Here is a 16,319-nt window from a genome sequence, read left to right as displayed (position 1 = left end):
AACGGGTGAAATTTTAAAATTTCACCGGGTTTATAAAATTATCGTGTCGCTTCTTTCGGGACTGGTAGAGATAAAGCCCACTTTCGCGCCGCTTAGCTCCTCTATTTTGCGGATATAATTTTGCGCGTTTTGCGGCAGATCCTCAAATTTTGAAATTCCTTTGACGCTGTCCCAGCCCGGCATCTGCTCATAAACCGGCTCGGCAGCTTCCAAATCGATCGGGAAATAATCGATCTCCTCACCCTTGTAGCGATACGCGCGGCAAATTTTAATGCTCTCAAAGCCGTCTAGGACATCAAGCTTCATAAGAGCGAGCTTGTCGATGCCACTAAGGCGCACGGCGTATTTCGTAGCCACCCCGTCGAACCAGCCGCAGCGACGCGCCCTGCCCGTCGTGGTGCCGTACTCTTTACCGATCTCGCGCATTGCCTCGCCTTGCGGACCCTTATCCTCGGTAGGAAACGCGCCGTTGCCCACGCGGGTGGTGTAGGCTTTTAAAATTCCCATCACTGTGCCGATATCTTTCGGCGCGAGCCCAAGCCCGCTGCAAGCTCCGCCCGCGATAGTCGTCGAGCTCGTGACGTAAGGATAGGTGCCGTGATCGATATCAAGCAGGCTTCCTTGTGCCCCCTCTACGAGCACGCGCTTGTCGTAATCAAGCGCCTTCCACAGCATGTGCGTGGTATCTGCGATGTATGGCTCAAGCGCGCTTTTATAGCGCTTTAGCTCCTCGTAAATTTCAATCTTGCTAGGAATTTTAACCCCCGCTTTTTCAAAAACGCTCTCATGCGAAGCGAAATCCCGCGATAGCGCCTCGGCAAGCCTTTCGGGCTCCAAAAGCTCCGCTACGCGGTGCCCCGTGCGCGCGATCTTATCGGCATACGCAGGCCCTATGCCCTTACCGGTGGTGCCGATCGCAAGCTCGCCCTTACTCTTTTCGCGCGCCTGATCGATCAGCGAGTGGTACTGTAAATTTAAAAACGCCTTCTCGCTTATGAAAAATCTGCCCTTTAAATTTTCAAACTGCGCCATCTCGGTAATCAGCACGTCGGGGTTGATCACGACGCCGTTTCCGATGATGTTGATGATATTTTTATGAAGCACGCCGCTGGGTACCAGATGCAGCGCAAATTTCTCGCCGTTTATAACGATGGTGTGGCCTGCGTTGTGCCCGCCGCTGCTGCGGCATACAAAATCGTAATTCGCGCTTATCATATCTACGATCTTACCCTTACCCTCATCGCCCCACTGGGCGCCGATGACTACGTCAACTTTGCTCATTTCTCATCCTTTTGCATAATTTTTTCTATCAAAGCATCCACTAGCAGCGCAAAGCCACTGGATTTTAGCCCATCAATCTCGTAATTTCCGCCGTTACAATACACTGCGCCCGCGTCTAAAAATCTAAAAAATAGCGCGTCGTAATAACGCATTTTAGAGTAATACAGCAGCGAAACGCGGATATGCTCATAATCCACGCCTAGGTTTAAAATTTCATCTAAGCAGGGCTTTAGCTCTTCAGGCACCTGCGCGCGCAGAGCCTGCACATCCTTTAACGACGTGGCGCGAGCCGTAGCGTCCAGCCAAGGCAAATTTTGATCAAGCAGCGTCTCAATCTTACCCTTTTCAAAAATTTCAAGCGGCAGGTTTAAAATTTCGCAAATTTTTTTCGGAATTTCGATATTGCTTAGCTGAAGCGCGGGCATAAGATCAAATTCTTTAAAAAATTCCTGCGCGATTTTGATCGCAAGAGGCAAATTTTTCTCACCGATCAGCTCCGCGCCGATCTGATAAAACTCGTCACTTGGGTATTTGAAGGTCGGCTGCACATAAAATAGCCGCCTTAGCTTATCGTCTTTCAGCCGCTTACGCACGATGCGCACGACGTCCACGGTGCTGTCTGCGCGAAGCGCAAGCTCGTGGTTCGTGGGATCGGATAGCTTGAGAAGCTTCTGCGGCGCGACGCTTAGGTGCTGATGATATGAAAAATATGGCGTTAAAATTTCGCTAAAGCCGTTTTTAACGAGGATTTCGCTCGCTTTATTTTCCAGCTCGCGCTTGAGCTGCGCGCTCTTTCCGAAATAAAGCCTCGAGCCGTTGGGTATCTCGTGATCAAAATCGGCGCTAACGCTATCTATCATGCTGCCTCCAAATCGCTTATGAACTGATTCAGCCGCGTTTTAAAGCTCTGAATGAAGCTTGCCAAAACGCGGTAATCAAGCGAAAGAATATCTAAAATTTGCTTACGTATTTCTGTAGTTAGCGCAAATTTCTCGCTGCCTGCGCTTTGAGTTTTATTTAAAATTTCGCCGAATTTCGCTCTATAGCTTTCAAACTCGCCGGGACTAAGCTCGCCCGTTTGGCTACGCGCGATAAAGCTTAGCGCCAAGTCCTTGTAATCAAGCGCGTTTAAAAAGCTGATAAACTCATCTTTATCGATGGCTGCGAGCTTGGGCGTATCTTTAAATCGCGCGATGAAAGCGTCTATCTCCCTGCGATCAAGCGCTTTTGCGATAAAATTTCCCTGCAGATAGTTAAATTTCAAATTGTTTAAGAGCCGCAGCGACAGCGCGTTTTCGACCCCTTGAGCACCGAGAGCAAAACCAAACTCCCGCTTTAGCTTACCCGTGATCTCCACCATCGTTCGGATAGCATTTTTTTTCTTGCCTATGTCAAGGCAGAGCTCGCGGTCGATTTTAACGACATCGAAAGGCTGGGCATTCAAGAATGGAATATTGCTTTTATTTGCACTATTAAGAGCAAATTTAACCCCAAGATCTGCATAACGCCCACGCGCAGGGGTGAATTCCTTAAAATTTTGCTCGCTAAAATCGGTTATCTCAAACATCAACTCGCCTTTTGCATTAGCTCTGTCTCGCAAGCTGTGAGCTACGAAATCGTAAAATTCGTCGTTTGTAAGCACGGCTAAACTTACGTTTATAGAGCAGTTTGCGCCCGTTTGAGCATTAAATTCCATCATCTTTGAAAACGCAAATTTTGAGATCGGCAACTCAAATCGCGGCTCGCTTAATATCTGCGCAAAATCCTGCGGGGCAAGAATTCCGCGCTTTCCGCGATCCCAGCGTAAAAGCAGCTCATACCCGTAAATCTGCGCTCCGCTAATGATCGGCTGATAGAGCACGAAAAACTCCCCCTCTTCGATCGCCGCAGCAATCCCTTCCTCGCTAGGCCCGTCTGCTTCGGCGCGCTCAAAGATGCAGTAGCGGTTTTTGCCGCTCGTTTTGGCGCGATACATCGCTCTATCGGCGCGCGATAAAAGTCCTGGAAAATCGATCTTTTCGCTGCCGTCGTAAAACGCTGCGCCAACGCTGATGCTTGCGCTAATTTCGTTGCCTTTGAGGTTAAATTTCATCTTTGAAATTCCAAGCAGACGGTCTAATAGCACATGCGCGGCGTCCTTGCTTTGCAGATCGCCGATAATGGCGCCAAACTCATCGCCGCCGAGGCGCGCTAAGATATCGCCCTTGCGCAGCAGCCCGCTCATCGCCTTTGAGATCGCTTGCAAAAACATATCGCCAACCTCGTGCCCGTAGGTGTCATTGATCGCTTTAAAGCCGTCAAAATCGATGAAAAGCACCGCCATAAGCTTAGAATTTTCGCCCGAGTTTGCGGTAAATCTCTGCGCAGCCTTCATAAAATACACTCTGTTCGGAAGCCCGGTAAGCGCGTCGTGATGGGCGATCTTGGCTAGCTCGCTCTCTTTTTGCTTGATCTGCGAAATTTCGGTAAACATCAAGATGAAATTTGAAGTAAGCGAAAAATCGTCCTTGATCGCGATCGCCGTAAATAGCGCAGGAAAGGTGCCACCACCTCTTTTTAGTCCGTAAATTTCATCTTTATAGGAGGTCTGTTTGCCAACTAGATTTTTTCTAATCCTCTCCATCACGTCTGCCCCACCCTCTGTAGGAGCGAAGAAATTTGGAATTTTGCCGATAGTTTGGCTTTCGCTATAGCCGGTGATTTCATAAAAGGCGTTATTAGCGCGCAGCACTCGACCGCTCTCATCTGTAATTAAGATCGCCTCTAGCGAGCGCGAAAACACGTTAGCGTTTAAATTTAACTCCAGCTCCGTCTGCTTGCGCGAGCTGATATCTTCGAGCGTAGTTTTTACAAGGCGAGAGCGAGAGCCGTGCTTTTCTGTGACGTAGCCTTGCATACTGATCCAAGTATAGGCATTAGCGGCGTTTCGCAGACGGAATTCGCAGCTAAAATCGCTCCTAAGCCCGGCGGTGCATTCGCGGATCATTTTATTAAAATTCTCTAAATCCGCGAAGTAAATTTCATAACTAAACTCCCCAAAGCTCATCGCAGTGTTTAGCCTTTTGCCGCGATATTTTAAAATTTTAAAGTAATTTTTATCAAACGACAGCGTCTGCGCGTCAAGATCGATTAAGCAGGTGCAAAAATTCCTAGTCTCGATTACGGTGCGGTAAAAGTCCAAATCCTCCTGCAAGCCGCGGATCACCTTAACATCGTCATCGATATTTTGAAAATAAAACGCAGCCCTGGCGGCGGACTTTTTGACATAGATGCTCACTTCGTAGCTATAGCGGATATTGTCATTGTGGCGAATTTTATAGCTTTGAGAAAAGCTTAGCTCTTCTGCGGGCATATCGGCTAAGCGGTTTAAAATTTCATTTTTAGCCTCATTCGCATCCTTTTCATCCAGCAAATCCCATAGCCTTATCTCGCCGCTTAAAAACTGCGCCGCTTCGTAACCCCAAAGCTCTTTTATATTTTTGCTAGCATCCACGATCTTGCCCGAAGTGTAGTCAAACACGAGCGTAACGATAGGGGCGTGATTTAAATACTCATATTTTTGCTTAGTCTCATCGTAAAATCTGCGATATTTTGACGCATCCAGCACCACAAAAAGAGTTGAAATTTTACTTCCGTCGCGAATATAAGATTTTTTAACATAGAGGTCTTTGACACCATTTTTGGTTTCTTGGCGGGTTACGACATAGTTTTCTTTGACATAGTTTGCGCGCTGGGTTTGATAGGCGTGATCGTAAAACGAGCCTACTTGCAGTGCGAATATATTCCGTCCTACGACGTCATCGCCGTAAAGCTCGCGTGCGCCGTTGCTAGCGCTTTCGATCGTGCCTGCGACGTTATCGATGCTAAGCACTGAAAGGGAGCTGTATTTTAGCGCATCTTTAAAGCTGAGGCTAAAATCTCCGTGGCGCAGATTAGACTTCAAAACCTCGTCTATGGATTTAGAAATTTCTAAGACGGAACTTAGCGGATTTAGCGCTTCTATATCGCGAATTTTGGAGTGATAATCCCCTTGGCGCAGCGCGTTTTGAACTGCCGCTAGCGGGATAAAAACGCGCTTTTTTAAAAACGTAAAATTTGAAATTAGAAGGATTAAATAAGCTAAAATCGCTACTGCCAGCGCTACGACGATAAAATCGTCCGCGCCCAAAAAATAGCCGGCTCGTTCGCGAGCCATTACAAAATTATCTCCAAATTTTGCAAGATATGCAAAGCTTAGCCCAGATTCGTCTTCAAAGCTCACCACTTCGCCTAGGCGCGAAAAATCAAAATCCTGCCCTAATATATCGGTTACGCTGCCAGGAGCGTTAAAAAATTTACCTTCGGCGTTAAAGACCAAAATATCTCCCAGCGAAGAGAGCCTGGCAATCGGCCTAGCAGTGTTGGCAAAACCTAGCAGATATGAATCAGCGTTTACGCGCTTGATTAAAAAATACCGCCATGCCCCATCCATCATCATATAGCGCGATACCCATTCATCCTTTTTTAGCTCGCTTGCGATATCCGCAAGCCGTATCTCGCCAAGATCCGAAATACGCGCATCCGATGAAAAATGCGCCAAGCTCTCCTGCTCCGCGCCGCGGGCGCGCAGATAAAAAATAGCGTCAAATCTATGAGAAGATTTTACGACATTACGGATCAAATCCGCATAAAGCTTGCTTTGCATAGCTTCGTGCCTTGCGTCTAAAGAAAGGATAGTTTCTTTTAGAATTTCAAGCTCGCTAAAAAGCGACTCGTCGGTATTTTTAAGTAAAGTAATCGCCGTGCGCGTCCGCAAATCAAGCTGCGTAGCGATCCTAGTGCGCAAAAAGCTAATCTCGCAAACTACTACAAGCGTAAGCAACGCAGTGCCTAAAATCAAGGCGGCGTTAAATCTTTCGGTAACGAAGTCTTTTTTGTTTTTCATGCCAAATTCCAAATTTTGCGGGATTTTAGCAAATTTCGTTTTAAAGCCGATTTAAGCTTTGATTTTCGCTCCGCGCGCACCCAAAAAATGCATCATTAAAAGTACCACGAAGCTAAATATAAGCATCAGCGCCGAATACGCGTGAGCCTGCGCAAAATCGAGCGTCTCGGTCGCTTCGTAGATCGCGATGGAGGCAACCTTAGTCTGCTCGCTCACGCTGCCGCCGATCATCAGCACGACGCCGAACTCGCCCATCGTATGCGCAAAGCAGATCACTAGCGCGCTAAGCATAGAATGGCGAATCGCGGGCAACGCGACTCGAAAAAGCTTGGAGAAATAGCTCTTATCTAGCGAATCGCACGCCCAAAAAAGCGAGCGCGGAAGCGAGCGAAAGCCCGAAACTAGCGGCGAAAACATAAACGGCAGCGAGTAAATACAGCTTGCGATCACTAGCCCGCTGAAATTAAATACGAGCCGAAGTCCGAAGTGTTTGTCAAAAAACTCCCCTAGCACCGAATACGGCGATAGAAAAACGAGTAGATAAAAGCCTAGCACCGATGGCGGCAGCACCAGCGGAAGCGAGATGATCGATTCGATCACGCTTTTGCCGCGGAAATTTTTTCTCGCCATAAAAAACGCAAGCGGCACGCAGATGATAAACAACGCGAGCGTCGTCAAGCTGGCAAGCTTTAATGAAACGAGAAACGGCGTGTAATCGAGCCCCTTTAGAATTTCAAACATTTATCCTCCGAGCCGAGCCGCTGGGCCCAAACTATAAAATCTTAAAAGCCTAGCCCTACTTTAAAATTTAGAGGCAAAGCTAGATAGAATTTACGCAAACCTCATAGTCATAAGGCTTTGCAAAATGAAATTTTGAAAATTCCGTGCAAGCCAAACTGGGCGGAATTTTATAAATTGCTTGGCTAATAAATTTCTTCAAGCGTGCAAATCCTGCCGAATCTTTAAGCTCTCTACCAAGCTGGCAAATTTTTAAGGTCACGAATTTTGCTGAGCTAAATTTCAAAAAGCTTAGCTTAGCTTTAAAACTTGAGCGGGCAGGATTTATCTGAGCGCAAATTTCACGAAAGATAGGCTAAACGACGCCCTCTGAACGACCTAGCGAAATTACATTGAGCCCGACAAAACGAAATTTTAAAATTTCGTATAAACCTAAAAGGCCGGGTTAATAAAACCTTGCCACAGCTTGCAAATTAAGCGAGTTTAGCACGCAAGCTTTGAGCCGTTAAAGCTTTTAAAATTTCAAAGCCACAAAATCCAGGCAAAATTCCAAATCTAAAAATTTAAGTTTTTGCGAAGCTTTACATTAAATTTTTACCAAGATCGCATGATAGAATTCGCGCAACTCCTGCCAAAAAAGTAAGCTAAAAGTCGCTAAATTTAAAGATAAACCGACCACGCCAATTAATAAATTCAAAGAAGGAATTTAACGGCGCCTGTCTGCGCAAAATCTAAAATTTAAGCTTACTTTCCCCACGCTATATAGTCTTGCATTGCGGTTTTACTCTAGCCTGCGTTTAAATTTTGTGTTTCACGAAAATCTAAGCGCGATGCGAATGAAATTTTAAAATCTCACCGTATTTTGCGGGCAAATCTAGCTAAAATTTCGCAAAATCCCTCGTCTAAATTCCACAAGAGCCTGTATTTAAATCTCTAATCTAGTTGAAGTTTCCTACTTAGGCGCACCTAAAAGCTTGTCTGTAAGTTTAAATTTTACGCAGAGTGATATTAAAGGCTTTGGCACCCGCTTTGACCTTATCGCCTACTTGCAAGCCATCGGCTTCTGCATTGCTTAGCACCACTTCGCACAGCTGGCTGCCGATCGCTACGACGGCTACTTTGATCCCGTCGCGTGCTTGCAAATCAACAACCTTGCCCGCGAAAGAAAACTTCTGCGAGCCGTTTGTTTTAAGAAAAATTTCCTCCGGCGTACCGGTGCGGACGATCCTGCCGTCCTTCATCTCATAAACTCGCTTGCAAAGCCTATAAATCTCGCTTACGTCGTGGCTTACCAAGATCACGGTCTGATGAAACTGCTCGTGGATCTTTATCAAATACTCTTGGATTTTTTCGCGCATCGTAAAATCAAGCGCCGAAAGCGGCTCGTCAAGTAGCAAAATTTCAGGCTCTTGCATCAGTGCGCGAGCAAGTGCTACGCGCTGCTTCTGTCCGCCGCTAAGACCCTCGACACCAGATTTTGCAAACTCGCTAAGCTCTAAAATTTCAAGCAACATTGCAGCTTTTTGCGGATCGTTTCTGGCAAAAAGCAGATTGCCCGTCACACTCATATTCTCAAAAAGTGCGTAGTCTTGAAACAAAAAGCCGATCCTGCGCTTGCCCGCACTTAAGAATTCATTGCCTTCTTGTAGCACGCGATCGCTGTCTTTTATGCTACCACTATCTGCGCGCAAAAATCCAGCCAAAATGCGCAGCAGTGTAGTCTTACCGCTGCCGCTGCGCCCATATAGGCACACAAACGAGCCTTTGTTAATCTCTAAGCGAGCATCAATCGAGAAATCATCACTGATTTTTTTCTTACAATCAATCGTTATCATATTTTTCTATATATATCGCAGTGGCGCTAATGTATGCGAAAACCTCGTCGCCCTCACGTAAAGCAAGCTCCTGCGCAGAATGCGCGCTAATGAGCACATCAAAGCTTATCTTGCCTTCAAACCTGAGCGTGCATAGAATTTCACCTAAGCTTAGGCTCATAACCTTGCCGTGAATTTCATTTTCGCTAGATACACCACTTAGGGCTTCGCGAGATAAAAGCACATCGGTGCTTTTAAAGCCCACGTAAACTTCGCTACCCACCTTAAGCTCGCTACTTAGCTGCAGAAATACGCCACGTAGCTTGATGCCGCCTGCGATAAATCCTACAGAATGGATGCCGTCTTTTTGTAAAATTTCGTTGATTCTCGCTCTAATCATTAAAACTCGTATCCGTATTTAGCAAAGATCTCTTTGCCCTTATCGCTTAGGATAAAATCATAAAATGCCTTGGCTTCAGCATTGTCTTTGGCGCGGTTTAGCACGACCATGCCTTGAGCTATCGGCTCGTAGAGGTCGGTACCGACCAAGACGAAATTTTCGCCCTGCTTGCAAGGCTTGCCGTTGCAGCCGTCCTTTGCCATCTTAGGCGCATACATCGCGCTGGCCGCGATAAATCCGACGTCGGAAGCTTTAAGTGCTTGCGAAAGAGCCTCGCCGATCGATTTTGCTTCTACGATTTTGCCTTTGATCTCGTCGTAAACTCCCGCTTTTTGGAAAGCCTGTACACTTGCGGTACCGTAAGGAGCGGTCTTTGGATTTGCTATCGAAATCGTTTTGACGCTGGGGTCTTTTAAAGCTTCAAGCCCCTTGCTAAGATCTACGCCGCGCACGCTAAACATCGCCACCTTGCCCTTTGCGTAAGTTTTGGCAGGCGCCGTCGCAAAGCCCTCTTTATGCAGATCGTCTGCAAATTTCATATCCGCCGCCATAAAAATATCAAACGGCGCGCCGTTTTTGATCTGCGTACTAAGCGCTCCGCTCGCACCCAAGCTCACATTTAGCGTAGTTTGCGGATGTAGCTTGGCAAATTCCGCCTTGATCTCGTCAAACGCATACGTCGTGTTCGCAGCGGCTGCTACGCTAACCTCGCCTGCGCTAAGCGCGGCTGCGGTTAAAATTCCTAAAAGCACCGCTTTCAACTTCATTTTATGCCTTTCTTTTCGGCTCTCACCGAGAATTGAATTGTATCTAAAATTTTAAATTTACGCCTTAAATTTTAAAATTTTGCGCACCCAATTTCACCCTATTACGCGCCAATAATGATCTCGCTAGGCTCGATGATCGCCGTTACTTCATCTCCTACTCCTAGAGCCATCGCGGTGGCAGATTCTCGCGTGATGATCGCGGTGATATTTTGGTGCGAGCTTGTGTCTAGACAGATCTCTGCGTTTACCGCGCCGATTTTGACCTCGCTAATCGTGCCTTTGATTTGATTCGCCGTACTAAGTTTTAGCTTCTCCGAGGCTTCTTTAGCGATGATGACGCTTGGAGCCTTAAATAAAAACAGCACATCCTTGCCCACCTTTAGCCCTAAATTTTTTTCGCTCTCTACGGTTACTGTCGCACATAAAATTTCGCTACCTGCGAGTTTAGCCGTGATTTGAGAATTTACAGCGCCTGTTTGAACATCCGTAATCTCAACGCTTAGCTGATTGCGCGCAGAAAGCTTCATGCCGATCTTCTCTAAGCTTAAAAGGCTCTCTTCGGTGATCTCGTCAAGCTTTAAAATTTCACTCAAAAACGTCTCGCCCGCGTGGCTGATAGCATCATAAGCGCGAATCAGCTTGTGAGCGTAAGGGGTAAGCTCGGAGCCGCTATTTTTCTTAGTACCTTGAGTGCGAACGATGAGCGGCTTTTTGCTCGCGTTGTTGATTAAATTTAGCGCGTCCCAGCCGTTTTTATACGACACTCCTACGATCTCTGCGGCCTTTGTAATACTTTTAGTCTCATCTACAGCCTTAAGTAGCTTAATGTGCTTGGCTAGAAGCGATGTTTCCTTACCAAGCAAAAATTCCAAAGCAAATTTTGCATCCATTTTTATCCTTTCTTATTTACTTTCGCGTGATTTTATAATATATCCTCTGATATATTTCTTAAAGAGCTGTAGGCTTTATTCTGCGATATAAAGAGGGAAATTCGATACGAAATTTTACACTTATTGACAAAATTTCTTTAAATTTGTAAAATCGCCACTTTGATTTATAAAGAAGGGTCACATTTGAAATTTATAAAAATTCTATTCTTAGCCGCAGCATTGGCACTTTGCGGTTGCTCGCAAAAGCAAGACGTAGCGCCTAGCGATACGGATGGTTTTGATGAGGAGTTTGCCAAGCGCGAGGTTTTCGATCCGCTTAGCGGCTATAACCGCGTAATGACGAGCTTCAACGACGTATTTTACTCATATATACTAACCCCCGTAGCCAGCGGTTACGACTATGTAATGCCCGATCCGATCCAGGGCGCGTTTTCAAATTTTTTCTATAATATTTTATATCCGATGAGGCTCGTAAACAACCTGCTGCAGGGTAAATTTGAAAATTCTTGGGACGAGACGAAGCGGTTTTTGATCAACTCGACCGTTGGCTTCGGCGGGCTTAACGATATGGCGGGCAAATACTACGGAATTCCGCGCCACGACGAGGATTTCGGGCAAACGCTCGGATATTGGGGCGTTCCGGCAGGTCCGCATATCGTCTGGCCGATCTTAGGACAGAGCAATCTGCGCGATACAGCTGGACTTGTAGGAGATTATTTTTCAAATCCGATAAACTATATTAAAGATAGCACCGTTCGAAACTCCGTCAATGGATTTAGAATATTTAACGATTACTCGCGCGATCCGAAATTTTATGAAAAAATGACCAAAGATGCAGTGGATCTATATCCATTTTTACGCGATGCTTACGAGCAAAATCGCGAGAAACTAATAAAGGAATGAAAATGAAAATTTTAAAAGTTCTAGCGCTTTGCGGAGCGCTTTTGATTTCGGCGCACGCTATTAGCGATGCGGATATCGAGCCTGTGATGAGCCAAAAGGTCGCCGAGGCCGTAAGCATCATGCGAAGCAGCACCCCGAAAGACGCAAAGCCCGCAAAAATTTTTGCGCTTTTTGACGGCTATTTTGATTATAAAATGATGGCAAAGCTCTCCCTTGCTAAACATTACGCTAGCCTTAGCCCTGCGCAAATCGCGGAATTTAATAAAGCCTTCGAGGCGCATCTAAAGCGCTCCTTTATCGAAAAGCTTTCGCTTTATACCGATCAGGATATGAAGGTACTAATTAAACAAAGCCCGAGCGATAAACGCCGCGTGCTAAAAACGCAGGTCATCGGCGAGCAGAAAAATTACGACATCGATTTTAAATTTTATCCTAACGGCTCTGATTGGCGCATCTACGATGTCGATATCGTGGGCGTTAGTTTAATTCAGACCTACCGCTCGCAGCTAGGCGATGTAACGCAAAGCTTGGGTTTTGACGAGCTCATAAAGCGGCTAAATTCCACCGTCATCAATAGCGGCGAATAGCAGCGCGCCTAAAAAGAGCGGTATTTGAAAAAAATTTTTCGCTTAATCGTCGCGTTTCCAAAAATCACGCTTGCGCTGTTTACGGCGCTGGCGCTCTTTTTCGGATATTACTCCACAAAGCTTGAGATCGATGCTTCGAGCCAGACGCTTCTACTTGATAACGACGAGGACCTTCAAATTTGGCGCGAAGTATCCAAACGCTACGAAACGCCGAATTTCTTGGTGCTTGCATACACTCCCGCGGGCGATCTTTTAGCGCCCGAGACGATCCGCAAAATAGCGCAGATGGACGCAGCTTTTTCCAAGCTTGATTTCGTCGCTAGCGTCACGGATATCACGAATGTGCCGCTTTTGCTAAACAAAGGTGGCGGTATGAGCGAGCTGCTTAAGCACATACCCACCCTTACCGACGCGGACGTAAATTTAACCGCGGCTAGGCGCGAGTTTGCCACAAGCCCCTTTTACGCGTCAAATTTAGTAAGCGCCGATTTTCGCACTACCGCAATTTTAATAAATTTAAAGCCGCAGGCCCGCTACGACGAGCTTTTGCGCCTAAGAGACGAAGCTAAGGGCGCTCTAGAGCAAGCAGAACATGAAGGCAACCGCTCCAATGCCCAAATTTCACAGCTCAAAGATGCGCTTAAAGCTTCGGAGCAAAATTTCAAATCCTACCGCGACGAGCTGCGCGAAAAGGATCACCGCGACATCATGGCTTTGCGCGCGCTGATCGAAGGCTTTGAGAAGGAATTTGCGGGCGACCGATTGTTTCTAGGCGGACTGAATATGATCGCCGACGATATGGTAGGCTACGTCCGCTCGGATCTGGCGACCTACGGACTCGGCGCCTTGGTGCTTCTGTTAGCTTGCTTTTGGCTCTTTTTTAGACAGGCGAAATTTATCCTGCTGCCACTCATCATCTGCGCGTATTCGGTCGTGCTTGCAGCGGGATTATTCGGCTTTTTGAGCTTTGAGGTCACAGTGATTAGCTCAAATTTCATAGCGCTTCAGCTCATCATAACGGTTTCGGTCTGTATCCACCTAATCGTCGCCTACCGCGAGTTTAGCGCGCGCTTTCACGCATTTTCGCAGCGCCAGCTCGTTTATGCGGTGCTGCGCGAGCGCGCAAGACCCTGCTTTTTCGCGATTTTTACGACCGTTATCGGCTTTATGTCGCTAATATTTTGCGATATAAAACCCGTAATTTCTCTGGGAATTATGATGAGCGTAGGCATCAGTATCTCGCTAGTTACGGCATTTGGAGTATTCGGCGCGGTTATGTCGCTTCTAAGGCGCACGCACAATAACCGCAGCTTCGAGCAGCACTTTAAATTTACGCTTTGGTGCGCCGAAACGGCGCTACGTAGCAGAGGCGCGGTTTACGGCGTTTGCGCTGCGGCGGTGATCTTCGGGCTATACGGCATCTCGCAGCTGCGCGTCGAAAACAGCTTCATCGGCTACTTCAAAAAAAGTACCGATATCCGCGCGGGTATGGAGGTCATCGATACAAATCTCGGCGGAACAATCCCGCTTGATATCGTCGTTAAATTTAAAAGCGTAGGCGGCGCAGATACTGCTAGCGGGAGTGAAAATTCCGTAAACGGCAGCGCAAATTTTAAGAGCGGTGAAAATTCCAATCCCGCTGGGCGAAATTTTGCGGCAAATTCTACTCGGCAAAATTCTATCGTGCAAAATTCCGCTACTCAGAATTCTACCGCCACGGCGCAAAATTTAAATGATAAAAATTTGTCCGAGCAAGGCCCCGCTGCGGCAACACAACCAAGCGACGCCGTAAATTCAGATCAAACCCGCGCCGCAAATTTAGAGCAGAATTCCACCGCGAGCGACGATTTTGGCGATTTCGAAGCCGAATACGCCGCCAACGAAAACAAGCCGCAGTATTGGTTCACATCCGAAAAGATGCGTATCATCGGCAAAATAGATGATTTTTTGAAGGACAAAAACGTCACGGGACACGAGTTTATCGGCAACGTAAGCTCGCTCGCATCGCTTTTGAAGCTCGGCAAGCAGATCAATCAGGGGCGCGATCTGGACGATCTAAGCCTTGCTTTGATCTACTCTGAAATGCCCGCAAACTATCGCGAATTGGTGCTTTCGCCCTTTGTAAATATCGAAGCGAACGAGGCGCACTTTAGCATCCGCACTATAGATAGCGATCCAAATCTTCGCAGAGCGCAATTCCTAGCCGATCTTAAGCGCGATCTGGACTCCCTGCTCGCTAAAGATAACGTCACGGTGCAGATTAGCGGCATAATGGTGCTTTATAACAATATGCTTCAAAGCCTGATGAGCTCGCAGATAGGCACTCTGGGTATTACCGTGCTCGTGCTTTTCGTGCTTTTCGTGATCATCTTTCGCTCGCTGTCATACGCGCTCATCGCGATCGTCGTAAATTTAATCCCGCTTTGCGCTTGCTTCGGCATCATGGGAGTTGCGGGCATTCCGCTGGATATCATGAGCATCACGATAGCGGCGATCAGCATCGGTATCGGCGTGGACGACGTCATCCACTACATCTACCGCTACAAACGGGAGTTTGCGCGCCTGGGCGACGAGGCCGCGGCAATCCGCGCGAGCCACGCAAGTATCGGATACGCGATGTATTATACGTCGTTTGCGATCATTTTAGGTTTTAGCGTGATGATGATGAGCAATTTCTGGCCTACGATCTACTTTGGGATGTTAATATGTCTGGTGATGAGCCTGCTTCTTTTGGGTGCGCTCATAATCCTGCCGTCGCTAATAATGAGCCGAAAGGGCTTAAAATTTAGCCTCTTTAAAGCTAAATAAATTTTATCTCGCTATAATTCCCGCATTTGGAGAGGATGGCGACCTGGTGGCGTCTGCGGACTTCAAATCCGATAGGAGGGCGGTTGACCGTTTTCCGGGGGGTTCGATTCCCTCCCTCTCTCGCCGAATTCTTTTAAAATTCTATCTTTAAATTTTATCTTTCACGCTTTTAGCCACGTACTTCGCGAATTTATCTCAAATTTCAGCTCTAAATTTATCCGTTATTAAACAGAGATGGCTAGCATTGCTCGTTAACTTTTCTTGAAGGAGCGAGTATGAAATACGTATTGGGCGCTGCGCTTGCGGCATTTATTTTTGCGGGATGCGGCGATAACGATCTAGAGCTTGTCAAAAACTACACCCTGCCGGATTTCAAATCGATGAATATCGGTACGGCGATCGAGGGTTCGAAAATCTGCAAAAATATCACCTGGAGCAAAGAGGAAAACGGCGGATTAAAGACAGTTAAGATGGTTTGCGACGTGGATATGGAGAAAGTAAAGGTCGATGTAGATGCCTTTAACAAAAAATATAAAGAGGCTACGCTAAACACGTCTTTAAGAGGTGCCGTGCTTTTCTATAAAGATAAATCTGATGATAAACAACAGCGTTTACTTAAATTGGCAAATGAACATTGCAAAATAAATGAGACGAAATTTCAAGAGGAGCTCAAAGACAGAGGCAAAATAGATTACTCATTTCAAAAAAAGCCAGTTGATTACGACGATAAATTAAAAGATGAAATACTAAAGGATGGTGAACCAAAAACTTCTGCGATTTATATGAGTAATATTATTGATTCATTAGAAGACGTCGCTTATTATTCGCAGCTAACGCCTAGCCAAATAAGGCTACAGCTTGGAAGGGCAGCAGAGCTGCCGCCACAGGCTGCGATCGAATTAAATTTTATCGTGAATGCCGATAAGAGCGTAAGTTTATCGGATAAATTTATAGTGACTAAAGATATAATTGATGATGTTATTAAGATAAGATCGGCATTTAATAATAGAAAAACGGCGGAAGACGCCCTTGCAACTTTCTACGAAAGACAATAAAATTTTATCTGAATTTTTAAAAGACGTTTCGGCTCGGAAGCGTTTCCGCAAAAGACGATAGCATTATTTTGCGGCTCAATTTGACGAAATTTTAAATTTGAGCCGCCTTGCGTCAAAATTTCATTATTTCATTCAAATTTGACGCGGGCTTT

12 protein-coding genes are annotated in these 16,319 nt (G+C 46.3%); 4 read left to right on the top strand and 8 right to left on the bottom strand.

Annotated elements, in window-relative coordinates; all coding sequences use genetic code 11:
• Positions 1-30: 30 nt before the first annotated feature.
• The 8 genes from Q0600_RS08230 to Q0600_RS08195 all read right to left on the bottom strand — a co-directional run bounded on the left by Q0600_RS08230 (position 31) and on the right by Q0600_RS08195 (position 10,814).
• On the bottom strand, positions 31-1,281 hold the full coding sequence (locus tag Q0600_RS08230) for an adenylosuccinate synthase (RefSeq protein ID WP_297941702.1): 1,251 nt from the start codon (positions 1,279-1,281) through the stop codon (positions 31-33).
• On the bottom strand, positions 1,278-2,141 hold the full coding sequence (locus Q0600_RS08225) for an ATP phosphoribosyltransferase regulatory subunit (protein ID WP_298759054.1): 864 nt from the start codon (positions 2,139-2,141) through the stop codon (positions 1,278-1,280). The genes Q0600_RS08230 and Q0600_RS08225 overlap by 4 nt, the downstream gene beginning before the upstream one ends.
• Positions 2,138-6,205 (bottom strand): diguanylate cyclase, encoded by a 4,068-nt coding sequence (locus Q0600_RS08220; protein WP_298759052.1) that lies wholly within the window; start codon positions 6,203-6,205, stop codon positions 2,138-2,140. The genes Q0600_RS08225 and Q0600_RS08220 overlap by 4 nt, the downstream gene beginning before the upstream one ends.
• Before the next feature lie 51 nt (positions 6,206-6,256).
• A complete protein-coding gene (modB, locus tag Q0600_RS08215; RefSeq protein WP_298759049.1) occupies positions 6,257-6,946 on the bottom strand; it encodes a molybdate ABC transporter permease subunit in 690 nt (229 codons plus the stop codon).
• A gap of 983 nt (positions 6,947-7,929) precedes the next feature.
• Entirely contained in the window at positions 7,930-8,778 is an 849-nt protein-coding gene (locus Q0600_RS08210) for an ATP-binding cassette domain-containing protein (protein WP_298759047.1), read from the bottom strand.
• Complete coding sequence (locus Q0600_RS08205) at positions 8,765-9,157, bottom strand: hypothetical protein (protein ID WP_298759044.1); 393 nt, start codon at positions 9,155-9,157, stop codon at positions 8,765-8,767. The genes Q0600_RS08210 and Q0600_RS08205 overlap by 14 nt, the downstream gene beginning before the upstream one ends.
• Positions 9,157-9,924 carry a molybdate ABC transporter substrate-binding protein gene (gene modA / locus Q0600_RS08200; protein WP_298759041.1) on the bottom strand — a complete coding sequence of 256 codons (768 nt, stop codon included), beginning with the start codon at positions 9,922-9,924 and terminating at the stop codon, positions 9,157-9,159. Before modA ends, Q0600_RS08205 begins: the two co-directional genes overlap by 1 nt.
• A gap of 101 nt (positions 9,925-10,025) precedes the next feature.
• Entirely contained in the window at positions 10,026-10,814 is a 789-nt protein-coding gene (locus Q0600_RS08195) for a TOBE domain-containing protein (RefSeq protein ID WP_298061327.1), read from the bottom strand.
• Between the two features lie 183 nt (positions 10,815-10,997).
• Between Q0600_RS08195 and Q0600_RS08190 the strand changes: the two genes are divergently transcribed.
• The 4 genes from Q0600_RS08190 to Q0600_RS08175 all read left to right on the top strand — a co-directional run bounded on the left by Q0600_RS08190 (position 10,998) and on the right by Q0600_RS08175 (position 16,167).
• Positions 10,998-11,717: a VacJ family lipoprotein gene (locus Q0600_RS08190; RefSeq protein WP_298759039.1), complete on the top strand. Its 720-nt coding sequence runs from the start codon at positions 10,998-11,000 to the stop codon at positions 11,715-11,717.
• A 2-nt stretch (positions 11,718-11,719) separates the two neighbouring features.
• Complete coding sequence (locus tag Q0600_RS08185; RefSeq protein WP_298759036.1) at positions 11,720-12,304, top strand: ABC transporter substrate-binding protein; 585 nt, start codon at positions 11,720-11,722, stop codon at positions 12,302-12,304.
• 24 nt (positions 12,305-12,328) lie between these two features.
• Entirely contained in the window at positions 12,329-15,112 is a 2,784-nt protein-coding gene (locus Q0600_RS08180) for an MMPL family transporter (RefSeq protein ID WP_298759034.1), read from the top strand.
• 275 nt (positions 15,113-15,387) lie between these two features.
• Positions 15,388-16,167: a hypothetical protein gene (locus tag Q0600_RS08175; protein ID WP_298759032.1), complete on the top strand. Its 780-nt coding sequence runs from the start codon at positions 15,388-15,390 to the stop codon at positions 16,165-16,167.
• Positions 16,168-16,319: the final 152 nt, after the last annotated feature.

The organism is uncultured Campylobacter sp. (assembly GCF_938041645.1).
Classification (GTDB): domain Bacteria; phylum Campylobacterota; class Campylobacteria; order Campylobacterales; family Campylobacteraceae; genus Campylobacter_B.
Note: the sequence above shows the minus strand (reverse complement) of the source record. Positions and strands in the feature narration are given on the sequence as shown.